The sequence below is a fragment of the uncultured Devosia sp. genome, from assembly GCF_964244875.1.
Taxonomy (GTDB): Bacteria; Pseudomonadota; Alphaproteobacteria; order Rhizobiales; family Devosiaceae; genus Devosia.
In genome coordinates this window covers 253,323-280,178 of sequence record NZ_CAXTKA010000001.1, presented here as the reverse complement: position 1 = coordinate 280,178, position 26,856 = coordinate 253,323, and the positions used below count along the sequence as shown (strand labels likewise).

The following is a 26,856-nucleotide window of genomic DNA, read 5'->3' as shown; positions in this document are numbered from 1 at the left end:
CTAGGCACGCGCACCCGTTTTTGCAGGAGCATGCCGCATTGTCCCCCACCAAAGTTATTTTCGACACCGATCCGGGCATCGACGACGCGATGGCGCTGCTCTTCTTGAAATCCTCTCCGGCGCTTGAGTTGCTCGGCATCACCACCGTGCTCGGCAATGCCTCGATCGACACCACCACGCGCAACGCACTGTTCCTGCGCCAGCACTTCGATATCGTAGCGCCTGTGGCCCGCGGTGCCGCGGTGCCATTGAACGGGGTGATCGATCCGGTTCCCGACATGGTGCACGGCGCCAATGGTCTTGGCGATATCCCGCTGCCCGAAATCAATCATTCGGCGCTGCATGGGCTGGAGGCGAGCCGCTTCATCGTCGAGACGGTGCGCGCCAATCCCGGCGAAGTGACGATCATTGCCGTCGGTCGCATGACCAACCTGGCGCTGGCGCTGCGGCTCGATCCGGAGTTTGCCCCGCTGGCCAAATCCGTCGTAATCATGGGCGGCGCTTTCGGCTTTAACGGCCATAGCGGCAATGTCACCCCGGTGGCCGAGGCCAATATCCATGGTGATCCGCTGGCGGCTGATGAAGTGTTCGCGGGCAACTGGAAAGTCACGGTGATCGGCCTTGATGTGACGCAGGAGGCCCTGATGAGCAATGCCTACCTGGCCCAACTGCGCGATGGCGCCGGGGCCGACGGCCAGCTGATCTGGGACATGACCCGGCTTTATGCCAAGTTTTACCATGACATCACCGGGGTTGACGGGGTCTATGGCCACGATTCCCTGGCCGTCGCCTATGTCATCGATCCGGCCCTGTTTACCACGCGCTCGGGGCCGATTCGCGTGGTTACCGAGGGACTGGCGATCGGGCAGACCATCCAGCAGCCCGATAGTCGCCAGTTCCGCCCAGGTCCCTGGAGCGACCTGCCGTCGCACAACATCTGCATCGCCTGCGACACCCCAGCGATCCTCGATCTTTATATGAATACGATCGTCGACGCCGCTTAATCGCGAGTGCGGAACCGCCGCTGATAATGGGGATCGTATAGGGCGCTTTCGCGAAACTCGTCGTGTCCCAGCCCCGTGCCGACAAAGATGATCGCCGTGCGCTCGATCGGCTGCGCTGCCAGTTGCGCTTCGATATCCCCCAGCGTGCCGCGCAGCACCATCTGGTCCGGCCAGGAGGCGCGCGCCACGATGGCCACGGGGCAATCCGCCCCGTAAAGCGGCGTCAGGTCCGCCACCACCCGGTCCAGCGCGTGGATGGCGAGATGGATGGCCAGCGTCGCGCCCGTCGCGCCGAATGCTGCCAATGTCTCGCCCTCGGGCATGGGTGATGCCCGGCCCGAAACGCGGGTCAGCACCAGGCTTTGCGCCAGGCCGGGGACCGTCAACTCCCGCCCCAGCGCAGCCGCCGCCGCAGCGAATGCGGGAACGCCCGGCGTCAGCGTAAAGTCGATGCCCAGGCGGTCCAGCCGGCGCATCTGCTCGGCCACTGCGCTCCACACCGACAGGTCGCCCGAATGGAGCCGTGCCACGTCCAGCCCGGCCTGATCGGCGGCAAGGTACTCCGCCTCGATCTCGTCCAGCGACATCGGCGCCGTATCGATGATGCGTGCACCGGAGGGGCAATAGGCCAGCAAGTCCCTGGGCACGATCGAGCCGGCATAAAGGCAGACCGGGCAGCGCGCCAGCAGGTCGCGACCGCGCACTGTGATAAGGTCCGCAGCGCCGGGGCCAGCGCCGATGAAGTGCACGGTCATGGCTTGGTCCAGCGCCATTGCGTGATCGGCATGGCCGGGCGCCAGCCAGTCATCGTCCCGATCGGCGCGGCGCGGTCGATGGCAATGCGGGTGAGTTGGCCGCCATGCCGGGCGTATTGGTCGAGCAATACCGCTTCCATCTGCGTGGTGACCGCATTGGCCACGAGGCGCCCGCCTTGGGGGAGCGCCGATATGGCCGCGTCCATGAGGCCCGGCTCGGTTCCACCGCCACCGACAAAAATTGCGTCCGGTCGGCCTAGGCCGGCCAGCGCCGCGGGTGCCGATCCGTGCTCGATACGCAAATCCGGTACGCCAAAAGCAGACGCATTGCGGCCGATCCGCGCCACCCGCGTGCCGTCCGCTTCGATCGCAATGGCACGCAAGCTCGGATCGGCCAGCATCCATTCGATGGCGACCGATCCCGATCCCGCGCCGATATCCCAGAGCACTTCGCCGCAGCACGGCGCCAGGGCCGAGAGCGTGAGGGCGCGGATTTCGCGCTTGGTGATCTGCCCGTCATGCTCGAACAGATCGTCGTCCCGGCCAGCCGAAAACGCGATGCTGCGGGCTGCAGGTGCAGGTATTGCGTCGATGGCACAGAGGTTCAGGGGATTGATCTCGGCCAGGTCGAACTGCGATGCCGTGGTGCTTCGAACCCGCTCGTCGGACCCGCCCAGCGCCTCCAGCACGCTGATGCGCGATGGGCCGAACCCCGCACTGTCAAGCAATTGCGCCAGCATTGCAGGTCCAGCTTCATCCGAGGTCAAGGCCAGGATACGCGCACCGGCATGCAGATGCGGGCGGATCAGATCGAGGGGTCGACCGTGCAACGACAGGGTTACTACCTCCTGCAACGGCCAGCCCAGCCGGGCAGCGGCGAGGCTGAACGATGACGGCTGGGGAAACACCTCTATTTCGGCCGCCGCGACATGGCGCGACAGCGTCGCGCCGATCCCGTAGTGGAACGGATCGCCGGAGGCCAGAATGCAAACCGCCTGATCGCGTTGTTCTAATAACGCGTTGATCGAATTGAGCAAAGGACTTTGCCAGACGCGGCGTTCGCCGGTGATGAGAGCGCCGGCCAGCGCGAGATGGCGGGCGCCACCGTAAACGATCCGGGCGTCGGCGATGCGCTGCCTGGCAGCTTCGCCGAGCCCTGCAATGCCATCCTCCCCGATGCCGACGATGGCCAGCCACCTCACCGCCCTTCTCCGCTGGAGCGGGGCGAATAGACCAGCGGCTGGCGGCCGAGGCGGGGGATGAGCCGGGTTTCGGCGGAGCCGATAATGACGCATGTCGCCATGTCGGCAAGCGTCGCGTCGGCATCCGCAAGCGTGGTGATGACAATGGCCTCGTCGGTGCGGCCGGCGGCGCGACCGAAGATGACGGGCGTGGTCCAGGGCAGCACTTCGCGCAGGATGGCGAAGGCTGAGCCAAGCTGCCACGGGCGGGCGCGGCTGATGGGATTGTAGAGCGCGATGACGAGGCCCGCGCCCGCGACGGCGCGCAGGCGCTGCTCGATGACCGACCATGGCTTGAGATTGTCGGACAGCGAAATGGCGCAGAAATCATGCCCCAGCGGTGCCCCCGTACGGGCCGCTACCGCTAACATCGCGGTAACGCCGGGCACAACTTCGACGTCGATTTCGCGCCACGAGTTAGCATCGTCCTCGATCGCCTCGCAAACCGCCGCCGCCATGGCGAAGACGCCCGGATCGCCCCCCGAGACGACGCAGACATGCGCACCCCCGGCTGCAGCACGCAACGCCGCCTTGGCGCGGCTCAACTCCTCGCGATTGTCCGAGGCGATGCGCGTCTGGTCGTCTCGCAGCGACAGGCGGTCGAGATAGGGCCCATAGCCAAACAACACCTGCGCGGCAGCGATCGCCGCGCTGGCCTGGGGCGTGATCTGATCCGGGCTGCCCGGCCCCAGCCCGACGATGACGAGCCGGCCGCTCATGGCCGCGCCACCCAGCCGGGCACCAGGATCAAGGCGAAATAGGGGGCCTGGTCATCTCCCTTGTCGACGAGGCGGATCGAATGGCCATTGGCCATGGTGCCGCGCTCCACATAGATGGCGCCTTCGAGCTTGCCGGCGGCTGCAATGGCGCGGCGAATCTTGGGCAGGTGGCGGCCGACCTTCATGATCACCGCGCCGTCGCTGTCGCCCAGGCGGCGGGTCAACTCGTTCTCCGCCAGCGTGCCGGGCAGGATGCTGAGGACATCGTCGCCCTGCACCAGTGGCAGGCCCGCATGGGACCAGCAGCCCGACATGGCGGTGATGCCGGGGATGACTTCGGTGTCGAACCGCCCGGCGAGCCGCACATGCAGATGCATGTAGGAGCCGTAAAACAGCGGGTCGCCCTCGCTGAGCACGGCCACGGTGCGGCCGGCCGTCAGGTGCGCGGCGATGCGGTTCGCCGCCTCGGCATAAAAACCCTGGATCGCCGTGCCGTAATCGTCGTGGTCACGGGCGATTTCGGTGGTGACCGGGTAATGCAGCGGCTCCTCGATCTGCCCGGTGAGCAGGTCGGCGACGATGGTCCGCGCATTGCTGGCATTGCCGCTTTTGGCGAAATAGGCGACCACGTCGGCGGTTTCGATGGCGCGGACGGCCCTGAGCGTCAACAATTCGGGATCGCCCGGACCGGTGCCGACGCCCAGCAGGCGCCCGCTCACAGTCCGGACCTCGCCAGCCCATTCAACGCGGCCGCAGTGATGGCGCTGCCGCCCAGCCGGCCGCGCACGATGGCGAAGGGCACGCCATAGGCATTGTCCGCCAGCGCCGCCTTGGATTCGGCCGCACCGACAAAGCCGACCGGCATGCCGATTATCGCCGCTGGCCGGGGCGCCCCGTCGCGCAGCAATTCGAGCAAGTGAAACAGGGCAGTCGGGGCATTGCCGATGGCAACGACCGAGCCGGCCAGGCGGTCCATCCACAGATGCAGCGCGGCGGCCGAGCGGGTATTGCCGATATGGGCGGCGATGTCGGGTGTGCGCGGATCGCGCAGGGTGCAGATGACCTCGTTATTGGCCGGCAGCCGGGCCACCGTCACCCCGCGCACCACCATTTCGGCATCGCACAGGATCGGCGCCCCGGCCTGGAGGGCTGCCCTGGCAGCGGGAACGAAGCCGGGACCGAAGACGAATTGGCGCGCCGCTTCCACGAGGCCACAGGCATGTATCATGCGCACGGCGATATCGGCCTCGTCGGGCGAAAAACCCGACAGGTCGGCCTCGGCGCGGATGATGGCGAAGGACGCCCGATAGATGGTCTCGCCGTCCTTGATGTAGTCATATGTGGTCATCGTCATCCCTGGCGGGCGGCGAGGACGGACTCAATCTCGTCCCCGCGCAGCACGGCCTGCGGCGTATCGCCTGCCGTGCCGTCAATGACAAGGCCATAGCCATCGCCGCGGCCCACCAAAGTCAGCCCCGCCGGGCGCGGGTGGGCGCAACCCTTGGCGCAGCCCGACACGTGCAAGTCGGTGCCGAAAGGTAGATGTTTGGCCAGCCGAGCAGCATCGGCCCGTGCCGGGATGTATCCGGAGGCGCAGCCCATGCTGCCGATACAGGCGCTGACGCGGATGCGCGGATCGGCAGGATCGGTGATCAGGCCGAGTTGTGCTGCCGCTGCGGTGAAGGCAGCGCCAGGGCCAATGGCGAGCAGGCCATGGTACGGCGCGAGGCGCAAGTCGGTAACGCCATGCGTCGCTGCCGCATCGGCAAGCGCGATCAGCGTCGTATGGTCGCTGCCGCCAAAGGGCAGGGCAACGCCGCTGGCGCGGGTACTCTTGAGCGCAAAGGTGCCGAGCGGCGAGACGGGACGGCGCGTGCCGATGGTCCGGCGCGGGCCGGGACTGCTTAGGGCCTGCCTGCCGAGATAGTCTTGCACGGCCGCAACCACCGCATGAGCGGGGACGGTGCGGCTTTGCTGCTGCCCGGCATCGACCTGCCAGTGCCCATTGGACATTGCCGTGACCCGGATATCGGCCTTGAGCTCATCGAGCGTGATCTGGCCTTGGCCATCGACGACGATGGTGAATTTGGGGCCCAGCCTGTCGGCCATGAAGCCGCAGTCGTCGTGGATGGCGGCAGCCAGTGCGCGAGGGTCGGCAATTTCGCGCGGATCGTCGCCGGCAAGCGGTGGCGTTTCCACCACGAGCCCGCTTTGCGTAGCCACCAGCGTTTCGGCCGCTAGGGCAAACGGGCCGGCGCTGTCCGGCCGCAGGCCGCGCACCTGCAGATTGCCGCGCAGGGTGATTTCCAGCAGGCCATTGCCATGGTTCGCCGCCAGCGTGGCGAGGCCGGCCAATTGGCTGGGCGACAGGCGCCCGCCGGCAAGGCGCAGGCGCGCCAGTAGGCCATCGCCGGTCGGCATCGGCTCATGCAGCGTCGGGCAGGCGCCGCGACGATTGGGAATGATGGGCAAGGCGACGGACATGGCAGAGCATTAGCCCATTGCAAGCCAATGGCCAACTGCGGCTATTGCTCAGTCGCGCGCACGCAGCAGGTAGATATCCATGATCCAGCCATGGCGTTCGCGCGCCGCCTTGCGGGTAGCGATGATCTGCTCGCGCACCGCGCTCAACCGTCCAGCAACCAGAATCTGGTCGGGCGTGCCGAGATAGGCGCCCCAGAAGATATCCACATCGGCGTCGAGTTCGGCGAAAGCGGTCTGCCCGTCCAGCATCACCACCGTATCGCCATGGCGGTCCCCCGACAGCAACTGGCGCCCGGTGGTGACATGCACCGGTTCGCCAACCCGGTTGAGCGCGATGCCATGGGCGGCGGTCAACGCCTGGATGCTGGTGATGCCGGCGATGATTTCGAGCCTGTAAGCGGCTGGCGCCTCGGCTCGCAGCCGCTCGAAAATGCGGATCGTGCTGTCGTACAGACCCGGATCGCCCCAGACCAGGAAGGCCGCAACGCCCCCCTCGAGAAGGTGCCGGTCGAGCAGCCCGCCGAATTGGCGCGCCAGTTCCCCATGCCAGTCGGCCACCCGCTCGGCATAGTCGCTGGTTTTCGGATCGCGCGCGGGCGGGCTGAACTCGACGGTGCGGGTCGCGGGATTGGTGACATAACGGCGCACGATATCGCGGCGCAATTGCGCCAGATCGGCCTTGTCCGCGCCCTTGTCGGGGATGAGCAGCAGGTCGGCGCGATTGAGCGCGTTGATCGCCTGGATCGTCAAATGCTCCGGATTGCCGGTGCCGATGCCCACGATGAGAATGCTCTTCATGCCGCCCCGTTCGCTCTCATGGCTCGCCCTCAGGCGCGTCGGCCGCCAGCAGGTCGCCCAGGCGATCCAGTCGCTCGACCCAATGAGTGCGGCGCGCCTTGAGCCACTGCTCGGCCAGGCTCAGCGCCTCGGGCTCGATGCGCATGGTGCGCACGCGTCCGGTCTTTTGCGAACTGACGAGACCACTGGCTTCGAGCACCTGCAGGTGCTGCACCACGGCGGGCAGGCTCATGCTGAACGGCCTGGCCAGTTCGCTGACCGATAGAGGACCCTGGCTCAAGCGCTCGACCATGCTGCGCCGGGTCGGATCGGCAAGCGCCTGGAACAGGAGGTCGAAATTGGGCGCTGCAGGTTGCTTAAGCATAATCTTAAGTAACAAGCCGGTTCTTTACTGTCAATGCGCGGCGTGGCCGATGCTACCGCGATCGGCCGGCATGGCCTTGACGGTTCCAATCTTGAGCATGCCAAGGCCCGCGCTCGGCAGCACAATTAACCGGATTAAGGATGCGTTAACCCGCGTCTGCTGCATGGCTGGCGTGAGCTATCTCCGGCTACACACGCGTCACTGGCCGCACTAGTTATAGCGCACCAGACAGAAGGGGAATTTGAAATGAACATCCGCCAGAAACTTGCTCAGTTCGCTCATTATCAGCAGACCGTGCGTGAGCTGAACGCTCTCGACAACCGCCAGCTCAACGATCTGGGCATCAGCCGCACCGACATCAAGACTGTCGCCCGCGCCGCTCGCTAAGCTTACCACCCATCGTCAGTGCTGCAGATGAAGGCGTCCCCTCGGGCGCCTTTTGTCTGTTCCATGGTTCCTAAAGCTGAAGCGAGTGTGAACGAATTGCCTTATTCGTGTGCATCAGTTGCATAATAGATGTGCATAGAGGCTGACTTCTAATCACGACCGCCCAGCTCTACATCAGGTCACCAAACGAAGGGGAACCGACCATGACCATCCGCCAGAAACTCGCTCAATTTGCCCAGTATCAGCGCACCATGCGCGAGCTCAGCAATCTCGACAGCCGCCAGCTCAACGATCTCGGCATCACTCGCGCCGACTTCAAGGCGATCGCGACCGGCAAGCGCGTCCAGTAGTCGACACCGATAGCACTGCAGATGAAGGCGTCCCTTGGGGCGCCTTTTGTTTTTAGCGGATCACATCGGCGAGCATGGCTGCCAGTGCCGCCACCGCATCCTCTGGCTTGATGCGCAGTTGCAGCCCGCGCTGGCCGCCATTGATGAATATTTCATCGAGCAGAACCGCAGTTTCCTCGACCACAGTCGGCACCTTGCGTTTTTGCCCCAAGGGGCTGATGCCGCCGACCTTGTAGCCGGTGAGACGCTCGGCATCGGCCGGCTTCATCATCGCCGCATGCTTGCCACCGACCGCCGCCGCAAGCTTTTTCATGTTCACTTCCTCGTCCGACGGCACCACGACACAAACCGGCTTGCCGTCGACCTCGGCCATCAAAGTCTTGAACACGACGCCCGGCGCCACCCCCATCGCAGCTGCCGCCTGCAAGCCAACCCGGTCAGACCCCGGATCATAGTCATAGGTTGCCGTGGCGAACGTGACACCGGCCGTGGTCAGGGCGATGGTCGCGGGCGTGGTTTTACGCAAACTACGGTTTTAACCCGGTTTGAGTTTGTTGAGCAAACATCCCGGCGTAGCCACGCTCAGGTGTGCCAGCGGTCTGTTCAAATACCAGCTGACAAACAAACATCCCCGGATCAAAAATGACAGTGTTTGGACCAAAATTAAACATTTCTAATTGCACTTGACCTGTAAAACCAGAATGAATTACTGGCGCAGTGACATGTATACTAATGCCGAGCCGAGCTAAGGAACTTTTGCCCTCGACCCTTGCCGCGAGTCGGGAAGTATATGGGATGGTGACTTTCTCTGCCGTCCATGCCAGCACAAAACTTTTCGGCTTCAACTCAAAAGGAGGCGGCACATCTTTCTGTAAATTTACAAGCTTAGCGTAACTATAGTCCGCTTGGCCCGGACGAATTTGTACACCACCCAATTCAGGCCAAATTTTAAAGGACGTTCCAAGCGTCAGATCAATTGCTGTCGAACTGATTGCCACAGACAAATCAGGCAACGGATCGATACCAACCGCTTTGTGTTCTAACGCGATGCGTATTTCACGATCGGTCAGTATCATAATTTAACCTGCTATGCTGATGCAGTTTCTTTTATATCAGAATTACTGACCCATATTCTCAATCTACCAGACACAGATTCACGAGGTAACTCGATTAACGTCCTATCTTGTTGCTTTGAAATTACTGGGCCAATATCAAGGTTAGTGGAGGATACCAAGCTTTTATCCACTATGACCTCTTCCTTAACGCCGTCCCATGTTCTCACGGCTACTATAGTCTCAGACGGCCCAGGACCATCCAGTAAGGGGGAAACTTTGAGAAACACGAAAACCTCCTAAGAACAAAAAGTGAACAGATGGTATTTGAGAGCAGGTTCAGCGCAATCGCTATGTTATCTACAGACAGCTAATGTGCGGTTTATGAGTCTGAAAGCGTGCTAAAAGATTTCAACAACATTGACTCAAACGATCCCGCTTGACCCCGCCGCCACTGCCGGCCGGATCTCGCCGACCTTCTGGCGATACCCGGCTGCCCGGTAGGCCGCGATCGGATCGATGGCGCCGCCGGCGTCGAGGCGGGCCATGGCCAGGATCGGCTCGACATCGGTGCGGAACGCTTGTTTCAGTGTTTGCGTCGCGGCCAGCGCGTCATTGCCCGCCTGATAGCCCTCGAGCGCAGTACGGTCCACGATCAGGGATTGCGCATAGGCGCGCTGCACCTCGGTGGCGCTCAGCATCAGCGATTCGATCGGGTCGGTAACGTTATGCGACTGGTCCAGCATGTGGGCTGGGTTGAAATCCGGATACCGGGTCTCCGCATCGACAAGTTCGTTGAACACCAGGAACAGGCGGTAGGGGTCAATCGAGCCGGCGTCGAGGTCGTCGTCGCCATATTTGCTGTCGTTGAAATGGAAACCGCCCAGCTTGCCGAATTGGGCCAGGCGCGCCACGATCATTTCGATGTTCACATTGGGGGCGTGATGGCCCAGATCGACCAGGCAATAGGCCTTGTCGCCCAGTTCCTTGGCGATCAGGTAATTGGTTCCCCAATCCTGCACCACGGTGGAATAGAAGGCCGGCTCATACATCTTGTGTTCGGTGTAAAGCCGCCAGTCGTCGGGCAAATCGGCATAGATGGATTTCATCGCCTCGAGGTAAAACTCGAACTGCCGGGTGAAATTGACCTGGCCGGGGAAGTTGGAGCCATCCCCGATCCACACTGTCAGCGCCTTGGAACCGATGGTCTGGCCGATCTCGATGCATTCAAGGTTATGCTCGATGGCCTGCTGGCGCGTTTCGGCAGTGTAGGCACCCAGCGAGCCGAACTTGTAGCTTTGCAACTGCCCCTTGGCATCGGCGAAGGTGTTGGAATTCATCGCGTCGAAGCCGAGGCCAAAGCGGCTGGCGGCCTGCTTGAGGCGGTTGGGATCGGCCTTGTCCCACGGAATATGCAGTGACACGGTCCTGGTCGCCTGGGTCAATTGCGCGATGACGGCGCAGTCCTCGATCTTGTCGAAGATGTCGCGCGGCTCGCCAAGGCCCGGAAACCGGGCAAAGCGCGTGCCGCCGGTGCCGACGCCCCAGGAGGGGACGGCAACGGAGAAGGCGGCGATCTTGGCCTTGATGGTTTCGATGGCGATGCCACGGCGATCAAGGCGTTCGCCGAGCGAGTCGTAGTCGGTGCGCAGAGCCGCCGCGAACTGGGCGTTGCTGGCGTTGATGGTGGATGGGTCGATGATGGTGTCGGTCATTGGTTTTCCTCCTGAGAAAGAGACCCCTTACCCGTCTCGGCCTGCGGCCGATCCACCCTCTCCCTCAAGGGGCGAGGGTTGGCATCGAGTTTGCCTATCCACCGAGCCCCCCTTCTCCCCTTGAGGGAGAAGGTGCCCGAAGGGCGGATGAGGGGTCGCTTTCTGTTTCCTTCTTACCGCGTGAACGACTGCGCGTTGCCCGCGTCCACATTGATGATATTGCCGGTCGATTTCGCCGACATGTCCGATGCCAAAAAGTAGATTGCCTCGGCGATATCCTCGGGGAAGACCGAGCGCTTCAGCAGCGAGCGCTGGCGATACATGTCTTCGAGGCCTTCCTTGTCGGTCTTGTAGGTCGATGCGCGCTGTTCGAGCCATTCACCGGCCCAGATCTTGCTGCCGCGCAGCACCGCGTCGGGATTGACCGTGTTGACACGGATCTGCTCGGCCGCGCCTTCCAGCGCCAGGCAACGCGCCAAGTGGATTTCGGCGGCCTTGGCGGTGCAATAGGCAGCGGCATTGGGCGACGCGGCCAAGCCATTTTTGGACGCGACGAAAACGACATTGCCGCCGATCTTCTGGGCGCGGAACAGGCGGAAAGCCTCGCGCGAGACGAGGAAATAGCCCGTGGACAGAATGTCCATGTTCTTGTTCCACAGCTCCAGCGTCGTCTCCTCGATTGGCGCCGAAGAGGCCAGGCCCGCATTTGACACCAGGATATCGAGGCCTCCGAATTCGACCACCGCATGGGCAAAGCCCGAGATGACGGCGTCTTCCTGGGTGACGTTGATATTGACCGGGCGCACGAAATCCGTGCCGAAGGCGGCGCCGAGTTCGTCATTGGCGGCCGCCAATGCGCTCGCATCGATATCGGCCAGCACGACGCAAGCCCCCTCGCGCAACAGGCGCGCCGCCGTGGCCTTGCCGATGCCGCCGGCGCCGCCGGTCACCAGCGCGATCCGGCCGGCCAGCGATTTCGGCTTGGGCAGGCGGGAGAGCTTGGCTTCTTCCAAGAGCCAGTATTCGATATCGAAGGCCTCCTGCTCGGGCAGGCCCTGATAGCTCGATACGCTCGAGGCGCCGCGCATCACGTTGATGGCGTTGACGTAGAACTCGCCCGAAATGCGCGCCGTCGCCTTGTCCTTGGCGAAGGTGAACATGCCGACGCCCGGCATCAGGTAGACCACGGCATTGGGATCGCGCACGGCGGGCGAATTGTCGTGCCTGGAGCGGTCGTAATAGGCCTGGTAGTCGCCGCGATAGGCGGCGATGTCCTCGGGCAGCTTGGCAATAACGGCGTCCAGGTCCGGATTGCCGGGATCGAAGGCGATGACCAGCGGACGAATCTTGGTGCGCAGGAAATGGTCGGGGCAGGAGGTGCCGAGCGCGGCCAGCGGGCGCAGATCGTTCGAATTGACGAATTCCAGCACGGCGGCGGAATCGTCGAAATGGCCCAGCTTGTGGCTGTCGGCCGAGATCAGGCCGCGAATGCGCGGCATCAGCCTGGCGGCGATGGCGCGTCGCGCCTCCGCATCGAGCGATTGCACGGCCGGCCCGCCGAAAATGCTCTTGCCTGCCGTCTGCCCTTCGAACCATTCGATCGCCTGGTTGATGATGGCAATGGTGGTTTCGTAACACGCCTTGGGCGTATCGCCCCAGGTAAACAGGCCATGGGACTCAAGAATCAGGCCCTTGGCGTTCGGGTTTTCCTCGCAGTATTTGCCCAGCCACAGGCCAAGCTCGAAGCCCGGCTTCTTCCATGGCAGCCAGCCGATGCTGCCGCCGAAAATCTGCTGGGTCAGCTCCCGCGAATTGACCGAAGCGGCGATGGCGATGATGGCGTCGGGATGCATGTGGTCCACATAGGGATGGTTCACATAGGCATGCAGCGGCGTATCGATCGAGGCCGCGCGCGGATTGAGATTGAACGTGGCGTGCGGCAGGTAGCCCACCATCTCGTCCTCGAAATCGACGCCGCGATAGAGCCCCTTGAGCGCGCGCAGCTTGTCCATGTAGAGCGTCGAAAACCCGTCGAGCTTGATCGAGGCGCTGTCGCCGCCCGAGCCCTTGACCCAGAGCACCTCGACATCCTGCCCGGTCAGCGGGTCCTTCTGCCAGATTTTCGAGGACGTATTGCCGCCTCCGTAATTGGTGACGCGCTTGTCGCTGCCCAACAGGTTTGAGCGATAGACCAGCCGCTCCGGCTCGCTCATCGCAGCGGCCTTGCCATCGTCCCACAGATTGGCGAGACGCGCGGGCGCGGTGGTGGACATGGCACTACTCCAGGGACCGAAGAACTGGCCGGACATGGCCATGGATCGCAGCAGGCTGTCAATCGCGGCCGTCCCCGCCTGGCCGGTCCAACCGCAATTGGCATATGGCATGCAGGGGCGCTATCCCATATCGTGTGGCCCATGAACCACCTTGCCGCAAACCTCACCACCCCGACCATTCGCCTGAGTGGCAAGCCGCTCAGCTTCGCCGATATCGCCCGCATCGGCACGCGGCGCGCTACGCTGGTAGCCGACGACGCGGCCATGACGCGGGTGGCGGAGGCACGTATCCTGGTGGAAGCGGCCATCGCCACGGGCCAGCCGGTCTATGGCGCCACCACCGGCGTCGGCGCCATGAAGGATGTCGAGTGGTCCGCCGACGAGTTGGACGCATTCAATCTGGGGCTGGTGCGCGCCCATCATTTCGGCACCGGCGAGCCATTTCCCGCCGATGTGATCCGCACCGCCATGGCCATTCGGGTCAATATGGCGCTGACCGGCCGCGTCGGCTGCACCACCGATCTGGTCGAGGCTTACCTGGCCTTGCTGTCCAACGATGTGGTGCCCGTGGTGCGCCGCACCGGCTCGATCGGCTGCGCCGATATCGGGCTGATGGGCCAGATCGGCGCCGTGCTGACCGGGGCCGGGGAGGCGCAATTCCGGGGCGTGCGCATGGCGGCCGAGCAGGCGCTGGCCGCTGCCGGGCTCAAGCCGTTCAAACTCGCACCGCGCGACAGCCTGGCCTCGATTTCCACCAATGCGGTGGGCTATGCCGCCGCTGCCAGCGCGTTGCGCGACGCCGCCGGCGTGGTCCGCGTGCTCCTCGCGACGGGGCTGACCACGGCCGGTGCCCTGGGCGCCTCGCGCGATCCGTGGAAGGCCGTCGCCCATGTCGGCACCGAGCGGGAGGCGGGCATCGGCGCCTGGCTGTACTTCAACGCCAAGGGCTGGGACTGGCCCGACGCCACCCACATCCAGGACCCGCTGAGCCTGCGCATGATGAGCCAGGTGTTTGCCACCGCCTTTGAAACCCTGGTGGCGACCGGCAAGATCCTGCTCGCAGACACCGGGCGCACCGATGACAATCCGGTGGTGGCCGGCGGGCAGGTGCTGACCTCGGGTGGTTCGCTGCCGCTCGATGTCACCGTGTTCATGCAGATGGCGCAACTGGGCCTGGCGCATGTGGCGCGCAATTCGTTCAACCGCTGCGTGCTGCTGGGCAATGGCGGCCGGCGCGACCTGCCGGTCAATCTGGTCTCGCCGGGCGCCATCGCCACCGGCTTCGGGCCGATCATCAAGCTGGCCGGCGAGCTTTATACCCGCGCACTGACGCTGAGCAGCCCGATTTCGGCCAATTCCCTCGTGGTCGCCGGCGGGCTCGAGGACGAGGCGACCTTCTTGCCGCTGATCGTGGAGCGGCTGGAGCGCCAGGTGCTGGCCCTGCAGCGTCTCGCCGCCATCGAGGGCATCCTTGCAGCCCAAGCCATGGACATCTCGCACGATCGTCCCGGCAACGTGCCGGGCATGATCTATACCCTGGTGCGCCAGCACGCCGGCTTCTACCTTGCCGACCGTCCGTTGTCGGAAGAAGTGGAGGCAGTGGAACGCGCCCTGGGGTCCCAGGCGTTAATGGGCGAACTTATTTCCCACTCGGCAATTATGGAATTGGATGAGTTTTTCGCGCTTGGGCCCGTTGCGTAGCATTTTCCGCCCTAGCCGAATGCGCACAAGACGATAGGTTAAGGATCAGCCGGGCCCGTGCCCCGCAGCACATGGAGAACACAATGCGCCTTTCCACCAAGCTCCTGAGCGCCGTTGCGGCGCTCGCCATGATGGCGACCGCCGCCCAGGCCCAGGTCGTCGTCTCCTCCAAGATCGATACCGAAGGCGGCGTGCTCGGCAACATCATCAAGCAGGTGCTCGAGGCCAACGACATCGCGGTGACCGACCGCATTCAGCTGGGCGCCACGCCCATCGTGCGCGAGGCCATCACCGCCGGTGAAATCGACATCTATCCCGAATATACGGGCAATGCTGCGTTTTTCTTCGAAAAGGCCGACGACCCGCTGTGGAACGATGCCACCAAGGCCTATGACGAAGCCAAGAAGCTCGACTACGACGCCAACAAGATCGTCTGGCTGGCGCCCTCGCCCGCCAACAACACGTGGGCCGTCGCGGTGCGCAACGATGTCGCCACCGCCAACAAGCTCGCCACCTTCAGCCAATTCGGTGCCTGGGTCGCCGGCGGCGGCGAGGTCAAGCTGGCCGCATCGTCCGAATTCGTCAATTCGCCCGGCGCCCTGCCCAAGTTCCAGACCGTTTATGGCTTTACCCTCAAGCCCGACCAGCTGGTGACCCTGTCGGGTGGCGACACCGCCGCCACCATCGCCGCCGCCGCCCAGCAGACCAACGGCGTCAACGCCGCCATGGTCTATGGCACCGATGGCGGCATCGCCCCCTCGGGCCTGACCGTGTTGGAAGACGACAAGGGCGTCCAGCCCGTCTACCAGCCGTCCCCGATCATCCGCGAGGCAGTGCTCAAGGAACACCCGGAAATCGAAACTCTCCTGGCGCCGGTGTTTGCCAAGCTTGACCTCGTGACCCTGCAAACGCTGAACGGCCGCGTCCAGGTCGGCGGCGAAGCGGCTGCCGCGGTAGCCACCGACTTCCTGACGACGAATGGGTTTTTGAAGTAATTCAACTCTGCGGGTGAGGAGAGATTCCCCCTCACCCGTCTCGCCCTCCGGGCGATCCACCCTCTCCCCGACGGGGAGAGGAATAGAAAGCCAGATGCCCTCTTATTCTTCTCCCCGTTGGGGAGAAGGTGGCGCGCAGCGCCGGATGAGGGGGCTTCCCGCCGCGCAATCTGAATCACAGGGGCCGTATGAGCATCGCCATCACCGCCGCTTCATCCCGCCCCGCCTGGCTGGCGCTCGATAAGCTCGGTGTGCTGATCGCCATTATTGCCGCCTTCGGTGCCATCCAGCCCTTTGCTCTGTTTCGCGCCAACCGGATCGTGCTGGGGGAGCCGCGCTTCTTGCTCGACGCGCTGCCCGGCTTTGTCTCCGGCGTCCTCATCGGCGTCCTGCTTGTCGGCTTTGCCACCGCGCTGCTGCGGTTTGCGGTGTTCGCCAAGCTCGTCGCCGGCTTTCTCGTGCTGGGTATGCTCTTCGTCCTCCTCGGCTGGTCGGCGCACTATCTGACGCCCGAGGGCGATACCTTCGCCCGCGTCTCGCCCGGCTCCGGCTTCTGGCTTTTGGTGTTCGCCTTCGCCCTTTTGGTGACGGACGCGCTGACCCGCCTGCGCCTCAGGCCGTGGCCGCGCATCGCCATCCTCGCCGCCGTCGCCATGGCCTTGGGCGCTCTGCTCTGGAGCGGCGCCTGGAACGATCTGTCGATCCTCAAGGAATACGCCACCCGGGCCGCGCCGTTCTGGCAGGAGGCGCGCACCCATCTGGTGCTGGCCTTCGGCTCGGTCGCCGTCGCCACCATCGTGGGCATACCGGTCGGCATCGTGTGCTACCGCGTCCGCCCGGTGCGGGCGGCGGTGCTCAACGTGCTCAACATCGTCCAGACCATTCCATCCATCGCCCTGTTCGGGCTCTTGATCGCGCCCCTGGCCTGGGTCGCGGCAACGGTGCCCGGCGCCCGCGCCATCGGCATTTCCGGCATCGGCATCGCCCCGGCCCTGGTGGCCCTGTTCGCCTATTCGTTGCTGCCCATCGTGTCCAATACCGTAGTGGGGCTGCAAAGCGTATCGCCCGCCGCCATCGACGCGGCGCAGGGCATGGGCATGACCGGGCGGCAGCGGCTGCTGGGCGTGGAACTGCCATTGGCCTTTCCGGTGATCCTGACCGGCATCCGCATCGTCCTCGTCCAGAACATCGGGCTGGCCACCATCGCCGCATTGATCGGCGGGGGTGGCTTCGGCGTATTCGTGTTCCAGGGCATCGGCCAGACCGCCATGGACCTGGTGTTATTGGGGGCGGTGCCCACGGTAGCCCTCGCCTTTGCCGCCGCCGTGGTGTTGGATGCGGCGGTGGAGATGACGAGCAGGGGGAGGAGAGTATGAGTTCGGTTGCCCCCTCATCCGCCCTTCGGGCACCTTCTCCCACGAGGGGAGAAGGGGAACTCGGTGGCTGTCTGAACTCAATGCCTCCCTTCTCCCCTTGTGGGAGAAGGTGCCCCGCAGGGGCGGATGAGGGGTTCTTTGAGCGCATACAAAGGCAGGTCGCATGATCGAAATTGACGACATCACCAAGATCTACGGCGAGACCGCCGTTGTCGATCGCGTGTCCATGGTCATCGATCCGGGCACCATCTGCGTCGTCGTCGGCACCTCGGGCTCGGGCAAGACTACGCTGATGCGCATGATCAACAAGCTGGTCGAGCAAACCTCCGGCGCCATCCGCATCGACGGCGAGGATATTGCCGGGATCCCCGCCTATGAACTGCGCCGCCGCATCGGCTATGCCATCCAGGGCCATGGCCTGTTCCCGCACCGCACCGTGGGGCAGAACATCGCCACGGTGCCCAAGCTGCTTGGCTGGGACAAGGCCAGGACTGCCGCCCGCGTCGAGGAATTGCTGACCCTGTTCCAGCTCGATCCGGCCCAATTTCGCGACAGGCTCCCCAACGAACTCTCGGGCGGCCAGCAGCAACGCGTCGGCGTGGCGCGTGCCCTGGCCGCCGGGCCCAACATCCTGCTCATGGACGAGCCCTATGGCGCGCTTGACCCGGTGATCCGCGCCAAGGCGCAGGAGGACCTCCTGGCCATCCAGCGCCGCTTCCAGACCACTATCGTGCTGGTGACGCACGATATGGAAGAAGCTATCCACCTGGGCACCAAGATCGCGGTGATGGACAAGGGCAAGCTGCTCCAGCACGACACGCCCCAGCAGATCATCGCCAATCCGGCCACCCCCTTCGTGGCCGAACTGATCGGCAGCGCCGAGCGACCGTTCCGCTTGTTGTCGCTGGGCAAGGTGGCCGACCATATCGAGCCGGGCAACGGGGCCGGCACCCCGCTCGATGTCGGCGTGACGCTGCGCGACGCCTATGCAGAACTGCTCTGGTCCGGGCGTCCGGCTTTGCCGGTCACGCGTGACGGGCGAGTGGTGGGGCAGGTGAGCCTGTCCCAACTGGCGCGGCTGGCGGCGCGGCCCCAATGAAGCCAGGCCTGCTCATCCGGCTGGCAGTCTTCGGCGGACTGGTGCTGTTCCTCTTGCATCCCGACAGCTTTGCCGGCTTCTTTTCCCTTTTCACCAAGAACAACCAGCCGGCCATCTACAACCAGGGCAGCCTCCTCGACATCACGGTCAACCACGTGCTGATCGTGCTCGCCGCCACGCTGGCGTCGACCATCATCGCCGTTGGCCTTGCTGTCGTGGTGACCCGTCCTTTTGGCGCCGAATTCCTGCCGCTGTCGCGCTCGCTCGCCAATGTGGGGCAAACCTTTCCGCCCGTCGCCGTACTGGCCCTGGCCGTGCCGGTGCTGGGCTTTGGCACCGCGCCGACCCTGGTGGCGCTGTTTCTTTATGGCCTGCTGCCCATTTTCGAGAACACGTTGACCGGCCTTGCCAGTCTGCCGCCCGCGGTCACCGACGCTGCCAAGGGTGTGGGCATGACCGGCTGGCAACGCCTGCTCAAGATCGAACTGCCGCTGGCCCTGCCGGTGATCCTGGCGGGGATCAGGCTTTCCACCGTGATCTCGCTGGCCACCGCCACCATCGGCTCCACCGTCGCGGCGCGCACCCTGGGCGAGGTGATCATCGCCGGGCTGACCGCGAACAACACCGCCTTCGTACTGCAGGGCGGGCTCATCGTCGGCGTGCTCGCCGTGTTGATCTATGATGGACTTTCGGCGCTGGAACGGTTTTTGATGGAGCGAACAGGGCAATTGGGCAGGGCAGCGGCGTGATTGGACATTCCCCCAACCACGGTGTCACCCCGGCCTTCGCCGGCATGACATCGATTATGTTGAAGGTTTAGCGCAGATGGCCGATTTCGACCTTGTCCTCTCCGGCCTCGTCGTCCTGCCCGACATCATCGTCGAAAACGGCTATGTCGCCGTCCGCGACGGCAAGATCGATCATGTCGGCAAAGGCACCGCCCCCGCCGCCAGGGACCGCCATGTCTTCGGCAATGCCCTGATCCTGCCGGGCGCCATCGATGCGCAGACCCATTCGCTGAGCCAGAAAAACCAGGAAGATTTCATCTGGTCCACCCGCTCGGCCGCGGCCGGCGGCGTCACCACCATCATCGACATGCCCTATGACGAGGGCAATCTGGTCTGTTCGGCCGAAGCAGTGCGGAGCAAGGTCGCGCACGCCTCGCCCCAGGCGCGCGTGGATTTCGCCCTGTACGGCACGGTGAACCCGGAGGAGGGCGCCGCCCGCATTATCGAGCAGGTCGAGGCCGGCGTCGCCGCCTTCAAGTTCTCCACCTTCGGTACCGATCCCGTCCGATTTCCGCGCATTCCGCCGGCGCTGCTGGAAGACTGCTTCGCCGCCATCGCCCCCACCGGGCTGACCGCCGGCGTGCACAACGAGGATGACGAGGCTGTTCGCGCCGCCATGGCCAGGGTCAAGGCCCTGGGCATCACAAACTATCGGGCCCATGGCCTCAGCCGGCCCCCGCTGACCGAACTGCTGGCCAGCCTGCAGATCTACGAGATCGGCGCCGCGACCGGCTGTCCGGCCCATGTCGTGCATTGCTCGCTGGGCCGGGGCTACGACATCGCCAGGAGCTATCGCGACCAGGGTTTTGCCGCCACCATCGAGTGCTGCATCCATTATCTGGTGCTCGACGAGGAAAACGACGTCAAACGGCTCGGCGGCAAGGCCAAGATCAATCCCCCGATCCGCTCCCGCGCCGAACTCGAAAAGCTTTGGGAACACGTCCGCTGGGACCGCGTGACCATGGTCTCCACCGACCATGTCAGCTGGTCGGAGGATCGCAAGACCAACCCCGACATGCTCGCCAACGCCTCGGGGGTCCCCGGCCTCGAGGTCATGGTCCCCCTGTTCGTCAAGGGCGCCATCGAGCGCAACATCGCCCTGACCACGGCGGCCAGGCTCATGGCCCGCAATCCGGCCCGCCATTTCCGCATCGACCACGCCAAGGGCGCCCTGGAGGCCGGCAAGGATGCCGACATCACCGTGCTATTCGACCGGCCCAAGGTCTATGACGCAGCGGCCAGCGGCAACAACGTCGTTGGCTGGTCGCCCTATAACGGCATCGAGCTGCCCTGGACGGTCGGGCTGACCTATCTGCGCGGGCAACTGGCGTTTGATGGCACGAGCGTGGTCAGCCAGCCGGGCATGGGGCGGTTCGTCCGGCCGGAGGTCAGGGTCTGATGCCGGCAACCCCCACCCCTATCCCCTCCCAATCTGTTTTCGGACCCTCATCCACCGAGTTTGCGGCTCGATCGTCTTCGTCCGCGGGGCTCTTTAGTCATACGCGGGCAGCGACATGATCCGCAATTCCCCCATCCGCGCCGATCGCATCGCCGCCGATATCGACGCCCTCGCCGAGATCACCGAGCCCGGTCGGCCCTATACCCGTCGCGCCTTCACGCCCAAGTTTGCCGAAGGCCGCGCCTGGTTGGAACAGCAAATCGAACACGCCGGCTTTTCCAGCCATATCGACGCGGCCGGAAACCTGATCGCTACCATTCCCGGCCGGCGGCCCGACCTGGGCACGATCATGCTGGGATCGCACTCCGATACCGTTCCCGACGGCGGCAAATTCGACGGCATTGCCGGCATCGCCGCCGCTCTGGAAGTGGCCCGCGCGCTCAAGGAGGGGAGGATCGAGTTGGATCACACCCTGGAAATCGTCGATTTCCTCGCCGAGGAGGTCTCGGTTTTCGGGGTATCCTGCATTGGCAGCCGGGCCATATCGGGCACGCGGCCCGCCGAGTGGCTGGAGCTTCGCAGCGACGATCTGAGCCTGGAGACCGCCATAGCGCAGATTGGGGGCGAGCCTGCGGCCGACGCAACCCGCAATGATATCAAGGCGTTCCTCGAACTTCATATCGAGCAGGGTCCGATCCTTCAGGATGGGCGCATCGACATCGGCGTGGTCACCGCCATTGCCGGGATTACCCGCATCGAAATCATCGTCGAGGGCCGGGCCGATCATGCCGGCACCACGCCGATGGGCTGGCGCAAGGATGCCCTGACCACCGCGGCCTGGATCACGCTCGGGGTCCAGGAACTGGGAAAGGCGCTGGCCCAGGGGCAGTTTCATTTTGCTGCAACCGTCGGCGAATTCATCGTCGAGCCCAACGCCGCCAATGTCGTGCCCGCCCGGGTGCGCATGCTGATCGACGCGCGCGCCGAGCACCGCCCGGACATGGATCGCTTCATCACCGAGCTGGAACGGGGCATTACCGGGATCGCGAAAAAAACCGGCGTCACCGTCCAGGCGCCCCGCATCGTTTCGGACAATCATCCAACCCTTTGCGATCCCACACTTTTGGATGCGCTGGACAAGGCCTGCGACACCGCCGACGCCACCCACCGGCGCATGGCCTCCGGCGCCGGGCACGACACGGCCTGGATGGCGCGGATCACTAAGGCGGCGATGATCTTCGTGCCCTGTCTCGATGGCCGCAGCCACACGCCGGACGAGTTCGCCACCGCCGACGACATCGCCCTGGGTGCCCGCGTGCTGCTGGACGCCGTGCTCGCGCTCGACAAGACCTTGCAGGAGGATCGCTAGCATGGGCCGCATTCTGACCGAAAAAGACGTGGAACCGGCGGTCAAGGGCGGCTCCGTCTATGCCGCCGGTGGCGGCGGCTGGGCCGATCACGGGCGCATGCTGGGGCTGGCGGCGGTCAATACCGGCCGGCCCGAACTGGTGAGCATCGAGGAACTCGATGCCAACGATTGGGTGGCGACATCGGCTGCCATCGGCGCGCCGGCCTCCACCACGCCGTGGGAAATGCAGGGCATCGACTACATCAAGGCGACCGCCCTGCTGCAGGACACGCTGGGCGAAAAGCTCAGCGGACTGATGGTGGGCCAGAACGGCAAATCCTCGACCCTCAACGGCTGGCTGCCCTCGGCCGTGCTCGGCACCAAGGTGGTCGACGCCGTCGGCGACATGCGCGCCCACCCGACCGGGGACATGGGCTCGATCGGCCTGGCGGGATCGCCGATCCAGATGATCCAGACCGCCGTGGGCGGCAACCGGGCCGACAATCGCTATATCGAACTGGTGGTCAAGGGCGCGACTGCCAAGATCTCGCCCATCCTGCGCACGGCGGCGGACCAGTCGGGCGGCTTCATCGCCTCCTGCCGCAACCCGGTACGGGCCAGCTATGTGCGCGACAACGCGGCGCTGGGCGGCATATCGCTGGCCTTGGCGCTGGGCGAAGCGATCATCGCTGCCGAAGGCAAGGGGCCCGGCGCGGTGATCGATGCCATCGTCAAGACCACCGGCGGCGCCATAGTGGCGCGCGGCACCGTCCACGCCAAGGACGTGGTCTATACCAAGGAAGCCTTCGACATCGGCACCATTACCCTAGGCCAGGGCGACACCGCCTCGACGTTGCATCTGATGAACGAATACATGGCGCTCGAAGATGCCGGCGGCACGAGGCTGGCGACGTTTCCCGACGTGATCACCACGCTCGACGCCTCCGGCACACCGCTATCGGTCGGCCAAATTCGCGTGGGCATGTATCTGTTCGTGCTGCAGGTGCCCAAGACGATCATCCCCCTGGCATCCAGCGTGCTGGACCCCAGCGTCTATCCATTTGTCGAGGATCGGATGGGGATCGAGCTGGCAAAGTATGCGCTGAGTTAGCTGACTTTCTTACCCTCGCCCCTTGAGGGAGAGGCAATCGCATATGCGTTATGGCAGTATCTTTCAAAGCCGCAGTGCGGCTCCTCCCCCTTCCAGGGGGAGGTTGGGTGGGGGTGCGAGAGCCGTGATATCGAGACCAACCCACCCCCACCTTGATCCTCCCCCTGAAAGGGGAGGCGTCGACTGCGACATGGCGCCAAGAGTTTTGGCTACATGCAATTTCCCTCCACTCAAGGGGGAGGGGACGATAGAGCTGAAAGCTTCGAGGTTTTGCAATGCCCACGCCCAATCCGCGTCACCCCGACTTCCCCATTCCCGGCGGGCCCGAGCTGCGCGCCAAGGGGTGGCGGCAGGAGGCGCTGCTGCGGCTCCTCGAAAACGTGCTGGCGGTGGGCGAGAACCCCAACGAGCTGATCGTCTATGCCGCCTTGGGCAAGGCGGCCCGCAACTGGGCCAGTCACAAGGCCATTGTCGAAACGCTGCTGCGCATGGACGAGGACCAGACCCTGATCATCCAGTCCGGCAAGCCGATCGGGCTGCTCAAGACCCATGCCAAGGCGCCGCTGGTGATCATGGCCAATTGCAATATCGTGGGGCAATGGGCCAAGGCCGAAGTGTTCTACGAGCTGGAAAAGCAGGGGCTGATCTGCTGGGGTGGACTCACGGCCGGCGCGTGGCAATATATCGGCAGCCAGGGGGTGATCCAGGGTACCTACGAGATTTTCATGCGCATCGCCGAGAACCGCTTCGGCGGCTCGCTGGCCGGCCGCTTCATCCTGACGGCGGGCCTGGGCGGCATGGGCGGCGCGCAGCCGTTGGCCGGGCGCATGGCCGGGGCGGCGATCCTCTGCGTCGATATCGATGCGGAACGGGCGAAAAAGCGCCAGGAGATCGGCTATCTCGAAGCGATCGCGCCGGACCTGGATACGGCCCTGGCGATGATCGAGCGGGCGGTTGCCGAACAGCGCGCGACCTCGATCGGGCTGGTCGGCAATGCCGCTGAGATTTATCCCGAAATCGCGCGGCGCGGCATCGTTCCCGACATCGTCACCGACCAGACTTCGGCGCATGACCTGGTCTATGGCTATGTGCCCAAGGGTATGTCGCTGGCCGAGGTCAGGCGGTTGCGCATCGAGGGCCCCGGCCAATTGATGGCGGCAAGCCGGGCATCCATCGCCGAGCATGTGCGGGCCATGCTGGCCTTCCAGCAGGCGGGCAGTGAAGTGTTCGACAACGGCAATCTGATCCGCACCCAGGCCAAGGCCGGCGGCGTCGAGAATGCGTTCGACATCAAGATTTTTACCGAAGCCTATCTGCGGCCGCTCTTTGCTCGTGCAATTGGTCCGTTCCGCTGGATGGCCCTGTCAGGCGAGCTGGACGACATCCGCAAGATCGACGACCGGCTGCTGGCGATGTTCCCGGACAATCGCATCGTTACCAACTGGATCGCCCTGGCGCGCCGGCATGTGCCGTTCGAGGGCCTGCCGGCACGGATCGCGTGGCTGGGCCATGGCGAGCGGACGGCGCTGGCCCGGGCGGTCAACGCCATGGTGGCGGACGGGACGCTGGCCGGCCCGGTCGCCTTCAGCCGCGACCACCTCGACGCCGGGGCGATGGCGCATCCCAACATCATGACCGAGCACATGCAGGACGGCTCCGACGCCATCGCTGATTGGCCCATGCTGGACGCCATGCTGCTGTGCTCGTCCATGGCCGACCTGGTGGTCGTCCATTCCGGTGGCGGCGGTTATGCGGGCTTCATGACATCCGCTGGCGTGACCGTGATTGCCGACGGTACCGCGGCGGCGGATGAACGGCTCGAGCGGGCCCTGACCAACGACACCGCGCTGGGCGTCATGCGCTACGCCGATGCGGGATATGAGGAGAGTTTCGCCGAGATCGCCGCGAAGGGCATCGGACATATCAAGGTTGGTTGAAATTCTGGTCAGACTAATGTAAATTCTAGACAGAATGGAGGCCGACATGGCGACGTGGCAAGTGCAACAGGCGAAGAGCCGGCTCAGCGAGGTGATTGAGAAGGCACAAAACGAGGGCCCGCAAACTATCACCAAGCATGGGGTCGATGTTGCGGTCGTGTTGTCTATCGACGAATATCAGAGACTGAGCGGTCAAAAAAAGAGAACCTTGGTCGACCATCTTCTGCTATTTGGCCCAAAATTTGATGATTTTGAACTACCCCCACGTCAAATCGATCCTCCACGTGATTTGAACCTGTTTGATGACGATGTAGATGGCGAGAGCGCTGCTTGAGCTATATTTTTGATACGAACGTGGTTTCGGAGACCCGAAAGCGTCGTGCTTCCCCGTCAATGCTCGCTTTTCTACGTTCGATCAGAGACGAGCCGACCTATATTAGCGTACTGACGTTGGGAGAGTTGCGCCGGGGCGTTGTTGGCAAGCAAGCGGCCAACCCCGAAATGGCCGATGTGTTTATGCAATGGTTGTTAGACATCGAGCGCGACTACGCGAATACGACCTGTGAGATAACGGCAGCAATTGCCTACCGTTGGGGTGAAATCACAGTAGGGCGGACGCGTCCCGCCATCGATTCTTTGATTGCGGCCACCGCGTTGGTCAATAATTTCACGGTCGTAACTAGAAACGAGCGCGATTATCGAGATTTCGGATTGCGAGTTATCAATCCCTGGACTGCCTAAACCTCGTTACGCCAGCTATATTGCGGGGAATAGCCCAGCATGCGCTTGGCCTTTTCGATGCTCAACAGCGTGCCGTTATGGGTCAGGTTGCCCTTCGTCGGAACGCCCGGAAAGACTTCGGCCAAAAGCGACATGTTGGAGCGGCTCATGACTGTATCGGCATTGGCGATAATGAAGGCTTCAAAGCCGGTGAAATCGGCCTGGATCGAGCGGCGCACGGCCTGGGCGCCATCGCGCGCATCGATATAGCCCCATAAATTCCACTTGCGGCCGCGCGGGTCGGCGTCGAATTTGGGGAAGGCGGCATAGTCTTCCGGGTTCATGACATTGGAAAACCGTAGGCCGACGATGCGCAATGAGGGGTCCCAGCGGCAGAACTGGGCGGCCATGGTTTCGTCGAGCAGCTTGCCCAGCGAATAGGCGCTTTCCGGGCGCGGGAAGTAGTCCTCGTCCACCGGGGCATAGGGCGGCGGCGTGTCGAACGGCAGGCCGAGCACGGTTTCGCTCGAGGCAAAGACGATGTTCTTGATGCCCGCGAGCCGGCTGGCTTCGAAGATATTGTAGGTGGTCGGCACGTTGTTGGCGAAGGTCTTGGCATTGGGCGCCAGACCCGGTGCCGGAATGGCCGCCAGGTGCACCACGGCATCGAAAGGCCCGCCGCGCTCGTCGACGCCGCCCAGGATGGCGCTGGCGACCTGGCCGAAATCGGTCAGATCGATCCTCACGCTCTTGCAGATCGGCTCGGGCAGCGCTTGCTGGTCGATGTTGAGCACGTCATAGCCATGCGCCACCAGATCGCGCAGCACCGCCCGCCCGAGCTTGCCGCTGCCGCCTGTCACCAGCACCTTGGCCATTCGATCCTCCTGATGTTTTAAGCACTTGGCATGCCCCGTTGCGATAACCGTAAGCCCTAACGCGAGCGCTGCCAACCCGGCGCGAATGATGAACGCTTTATGAATGGCTCTCTCAGGACCGGTTCAAGACGAATCCGGCACGCTCCCAATCATCGGGACCGGGGCAGGGTTGGGGGAACAACTGAAATGAACAAGCGCCAGGAAAAAGTCTTGATCGCTACGCTCTGCGGCCTGGTGCTGACGGCGGCCGGTGGTTTGGCGGTGCAGCCCGCGACGGCCACCGCATCCGGCATCGGCCACCTGGCGCAAGTGAGCGGCCCTGCACAATCGGATCAAGTCACCCTGCGCAAATGACGCTGGCGATC

28 protein-coding genes are annotated in these 26,856 nt (G+C 64.0%); 15 read left to right on the top strand and 13 right to left on the bottom strand.

Annotated elements, in window-relative coordinates; translation table 11 throughout:
* Positions 1 to 38: 38 nt before the first annotated feature.
* Positions 39 to 1,004 (top strand): nucleoside hydrolase, encoded by a 966-nt coding sequence (locus ACFE8X_RS01295; protein WP_375449625.1) that lies wholly within the window; start codon positions 39 to 41, stop codon positions 1,002 to 1,004.
* Here the strand turns inward: ACFE8X_RS01295 and cobM are convergent.
* Genes cobM through ACFE8X_RS01255 form a run of 8 tightly spaced genes read right to left on the bottom strand, consistent with a single transcriptional unit; the run spans position 1,001 to position 7,365 of the window.
* Complete coding sequence (gene cobM / locus ACFE8X_RS01290) at positions 1,001 to 1,759, bottom strand: precorrin-4 C(11)-methyltransferase (RefSeq protein ID WP_375449624.1); 759 nt, start codon at positions 1,757 to 1,759, stop codon at positions 1,001 to 1,003. The two genes, ACFE8X_RS01295 and cobM, sit on opposite strands and share 4 nt — an antisense overlap.
* A complete protein-coding gene (cbiE, locus tag ACFE8X_RS01285; protein WP_375449623.1) occupies positions 1,756 to 2,961 on the bottom strand; it encodes a precorrin-6y C5,15-methyltransferase (decarboxylating) subunit CbiE in 1,206 nt (401 codons plus the stop codon). Before cbiE ends, cobM begins: the two co-directional genes overlap by 4 nt.
* Complete coding sequence (locus ACFE8X_RS01280) at positions 2,958 to 3,719, bottom strand: precorrin-3B C(17)-methyltransferase (protein WP_375449622.1); 762 nt, start codon at positions 3,717 to 3,719, stop codon at positions 2,958 to 2,960. Before ACFE8X_RS01280 ends, cbiE begins: the two co-directional genes overlap by 4 nt.
* Positions 3,716 to 4,438 (bottom strand): precorrin-2 C(20)-methyltransferase, encoded by a 723-nt coding sequence (locus tag ACFE8X_RS01275; RefSeq protein WP_375449621.1) that lies wholly within the window; start codon positions 4,436 to 4,438, stop codon positions 3,716 to 3,718. The genes ACFE8X_RS01280 and ACFE8X_RS01275 overlap by 4 nt, the downstream gene beginning before the upstream one ends.
* Positions 4,435 to 5,067: a precorrin-8X methylmutase gene (locus tag ACFE8X_RS01270; protein WP_375449620.1), complete on the bottom strand. Its 633-nt coding sequence runs from the start codon at positions 5,065 to 5,067 to the stop codon at positions 4,435 to 4,437. The genes ACFE8X_RS01275 and ACFE8X_RS01270 overlap by 4 nt, the downstream gene beginning before the upstream one ends.
* A 2-nt stretch (positions 5,068 to 5,069) precedes the next feature.
* Positions 5,070 to 6,203, bottom strand: coding sequence for a precorrin-3B synthase (locus ACFE8X_RS01265; protein WP_375449619.1), 1,134 nt, complete (start codon positions 6,201 to 6,203; stop codon positions 5,070 to 5,072).
* Between the two features lie 48 nt (positions 6,204 to 6,251).
* Entirely contained in the window at positions 6,252 to 7,001 is a 750-nt protein-coding gene (gene cobF, locus ACFE8X_RS01260) for a precorrin-6A synthase (deacetylating) (RefSeq protein ID WP_375449618.1), read from the bottom strand.
* Between the two features lie 16 nt (positions 7,002 to 7,017).
* Positions 7,018 to 7,365, bottom strand: coding sequence for an ArsR/SmtB family transcription factor (locus ACFE8X_RS01255; protein WP_375449859.1), 348 nt, complete (start codon positions 7,363 to 7,365; stop codon positions 7,018 to 7,020).
* Between the two features lie 246 nt (positions 7,366 to 7,611).
* Here ACFE8X_RS01255 and ACFE8X_RS01250 point away from each other — a divergent pair, with 246 nt between their 5' ends.
* Both ACFE8X_RS01250 and ACFE8X_RS01245 read left to right on the top strand, forming a co-directional pair.
* The gene (locus ACFE8X_RS01250; RefSeq protein ID WP_375449617.1) at positions 7,612 to 7,752 is read left to right on the top strand and encodes a DUF1127 domain-containing protein; all 141 of its coding nucleotides are present in this window, start codon (positions 7,612 to 7,614) and stop codon (positions 7,750 to 7,752) included.
* A gap of 203 nt (positions 7,753 to 7,955) precedes the next feature.
* Positions 7,956 to 8,102 carry a DUF1127 domain-containing protein gene (locus ACFE8X_RS01245; protein WP_375449616.1) on the top strand — a complete coding sequence of 49 codons (147 nt, stop codon included), beginning with the start codon at positions 7,956 to 7,958 and terminating at the stop codon, positions 8,100 to 8,102.
* Positions 8,103 to 8,154: 52 nt separating this feature from the next.
* Here ACFE8X_RS01245 and ybaK read toward each other — a convergent pair whose 3' ends face one another.
* From ybaK to ACFE8X_RS01225, 4 genes are all read right to left on the bottom strand, one after another.
* Positions 8,155 to 8,628, bottom strand: a complete 474-nt coding sequence (ybaK, locus tag ACFE8X_RS01240) for a Cys-tRNA(Pro) deacylase (protein WP_375449615.1) — start codon at positions 8,626 to 8,628, stop codon at positions 8,155 to 8,157.
* Position 8,629: 1 nt separating this feature from the next.
* A complete protein-coding gene (gene dcd / locus ACFE8X_RS01235) occupies positions 8,630 to 9,178 on the bottom strand; it encodes a dCTP deaminase (protein ID WP_375449614.1) in 549 nt (182 codons plus the stop codon).
* 401 nt (positions 9,179 to 9,579) lie between these two features.
* A complete protein-coding gene (rhaI, locus tag ACFE8X_RS01230; RefSeq protein WP_375449613.1) occupies positions 9,580 to 10,869 on the bottom strand; it encodes an L-rhamnose catabolism isomerase in 1,290 nt (429 codons plus the stop codon).
* A gap of 173 nt (positions 10,870 to 11,042) precedes the next feature.
* Positions 11,043 to 13,142, bottom strand: coding sequence for a bifunctional rhamnulose-1-phosphate aldolase/short-chain dehydrogenase (locus ACFE8X_RS01225; RefSeq protein ID WP_375449858.1), 2,100 nt, complete (start codon positions 13,140 to 13,142; stop codon positions 11,043 to 11,045).
* A 141-nt stretch (positions 13,143 to 13,283) separates the two neighbouring features.
* Here ACFE8X_RS01225 and ACFE8X_RS01220 point away from each other — a divergent pair, with 141 nt between their 5' ends.
* The 11 genes from ACFE8X_RS01220 to ACFE8X_RS01170 all read left to right on the top strand — a co-directional run bounded on the left by ACFE8X_RS01220 (position 13,284) and on the right by ACFE8X_RS01170 (position 25,637).
* On the top strand, positions 13,284 to 14,843 hold the full coding sequence (locus ACFE8X_RS01220; protein WP_375449612.1) for an aromatic amino acid lyase: 1,560 nt from the start codon (positions 13,284 to 13,286) through the stop codon (positions 14,841 to 14,843).
* Positions 14,844 to 14,926: 83 nt separating this feature from the next.
* Positions 14,927 to 15,838, top strand: coding sequence for an ABC transporter substrate-binding protein (locus ACFE8X_RS01215; RefSeq protein WP_375449611.1), 912 nt, complete (start codon positions 14,927 to 14,929; stop codon positions 15,836 to 15,838).
* A 188-nt stretch (positions 15,839 to 16,026) separates the two neighbouring features.
* Positions 16,027 to 17,214 carry an ABC transporter permease gene (locus ACFE8X_RS01210; protein WP_375449610.1) on the top strand — a complete coding sequence of 396 codons (1,188 nt, stop codon included), beginning with the start codon at positions 16,027 to 16,029 and terminating at the stop codon, positions 17,212 to 17,214.
* A 163-nt stretch (positions 17,215 to 17,377) separates the two neighbouring features.
* Entirely contained in the window at positions 17,378 to 18,313 is a 936-nt protein-coding gene (locus tag ACFE8X_RS01205; RefSeq protein WP_375449609.1) for an ABC transporter ATP-binding protein, read from the top strand.
* Complete coding sequence (locus ACFE8X_RS01200; RefSeq protein ID WP_375449608.1) at positions 18,310 to 19,062, top strand: ABC transporter permease; 753 nt, start codon at positions 18,310 to 18,312, stop codon at positions 19,060 to 19,062. Before ACFE8X_RS01205 ends, ACFE8X_RS01200 begins: the two co-directional genes overlap by 4 nt.
* Positions 19,063 to 19,138: 76 nt before the next feature.
* Positions 19,139 to 20,500, top strand: a complete 1,362-nt coding sequence (locus tag ACFE8X_RS01195; RefSeq protein WP_375449607.1) for a dihydroorotase family protein — start codon at positions 19,139 to 19,141, stop codon at positions 20,498 to 20,500.
* Positions 20,501 to 20,615: 115 nt separating this feature from the next.
* On the top strand, positions 20,616 to 21,869 hold the full coding sequence (locus tag ACFE8X_RS01190) for a Zn-dependent hydrolase (RefSeq protein WP_375449606.1): 1,254 nt from the start codon (positions 20,616 to 20,618) through the stop codon (positions 21,867 to 21,869).
* A 1-nt stretch (position 21,870) separates the two neighbouring features.
* Positions 21,871 to 22,959, top strand: a complete 1,089-nt coding sequence (locus ACFE8X_RS01185; protein ID WP_375449605.1) for a DUF917 domain-containing protein — start codon at positions 21,871 to 21,873, stop codon at positions 22,957 to 22,959.
* A gap of 275 nt (positions 22,960 to 23,234) precedes the next feature.
* A complete protein-coding gene (locus tag ACFE8X_RS01180; protein WP_375449604.1) occupies positions 23,235 to 24,896 on the top strand; it encodes a urocanate hydratase in 1,662 nt (553 codons plus the stop codon).
* A 46-nt stretch (positions 24,897 to 24,942) separates the two neighbouring features.
* Positions 24,943 to 25,230: a type II toxin-antitoxin system Phd/YefM family antitoxin gene (locus ACFE8X_RS01175; protein ID WP_375449603.1), complete on the top strand. Its 288-nt coding sequence runs from the start codon at positions 24,943 to 24,945 to the stop codon at positions 25,228 to 25,230.
* Positions 25,227 to 25,637, top strand: coding sequence for a type II toxin-antitoxin system VapC family toxin (locus ACFE8X_RS01170; RefSeq protein ID WP_375449602.1), 411 nt, complete (start codon positions 25,227 to 25,229; stop codon positions 25,635 to 25,637). The genes ACFE8X_RS01175 and ACFE8X_RS01170 overlap by 4 nt, the downstream gene beginning before the upstream one ends.
* Here the strand turns inward: ACFE8X_RS01170 and ACFE8X_RS01165 are convergent.
* Positions 25,634 to 26,491 (bottom strand): NAD-dependent epimerase/dehydratase family protein, encoded by an 858-nt coding sequence (locus ACFE8X_RS01165; RefSeq protein ID WP_375449601.1) that lies wholly within the window; start codon positions 26,489 to 26,491, stop codon positions 25,634 to 25,636. The two genes, ACFE8X_RS01170 and ACFE8X_RS01165, sit on opposite strands and share 4 nt — an antisense overlap.
* 186 nt (positions 26,492 to 26,677) lie before the next feature.
* Here ACFE8X_RS01165 and ACFE8X_RS01160 point away from each other — a divergent pair, with 186 nt between their 5' ends.
* Entirely contained in the window at positions 26,678 to 26,845 is a 168-nt protein-coding gene (locus ACFE8X_RS01160; RefSeq protein ID WP_375449600.1) for a hypothetical protein, read from the top strand.
* The last annotated feature ends 11 nt before the right edge of the window (positions 26,846 to 26,856 follow it).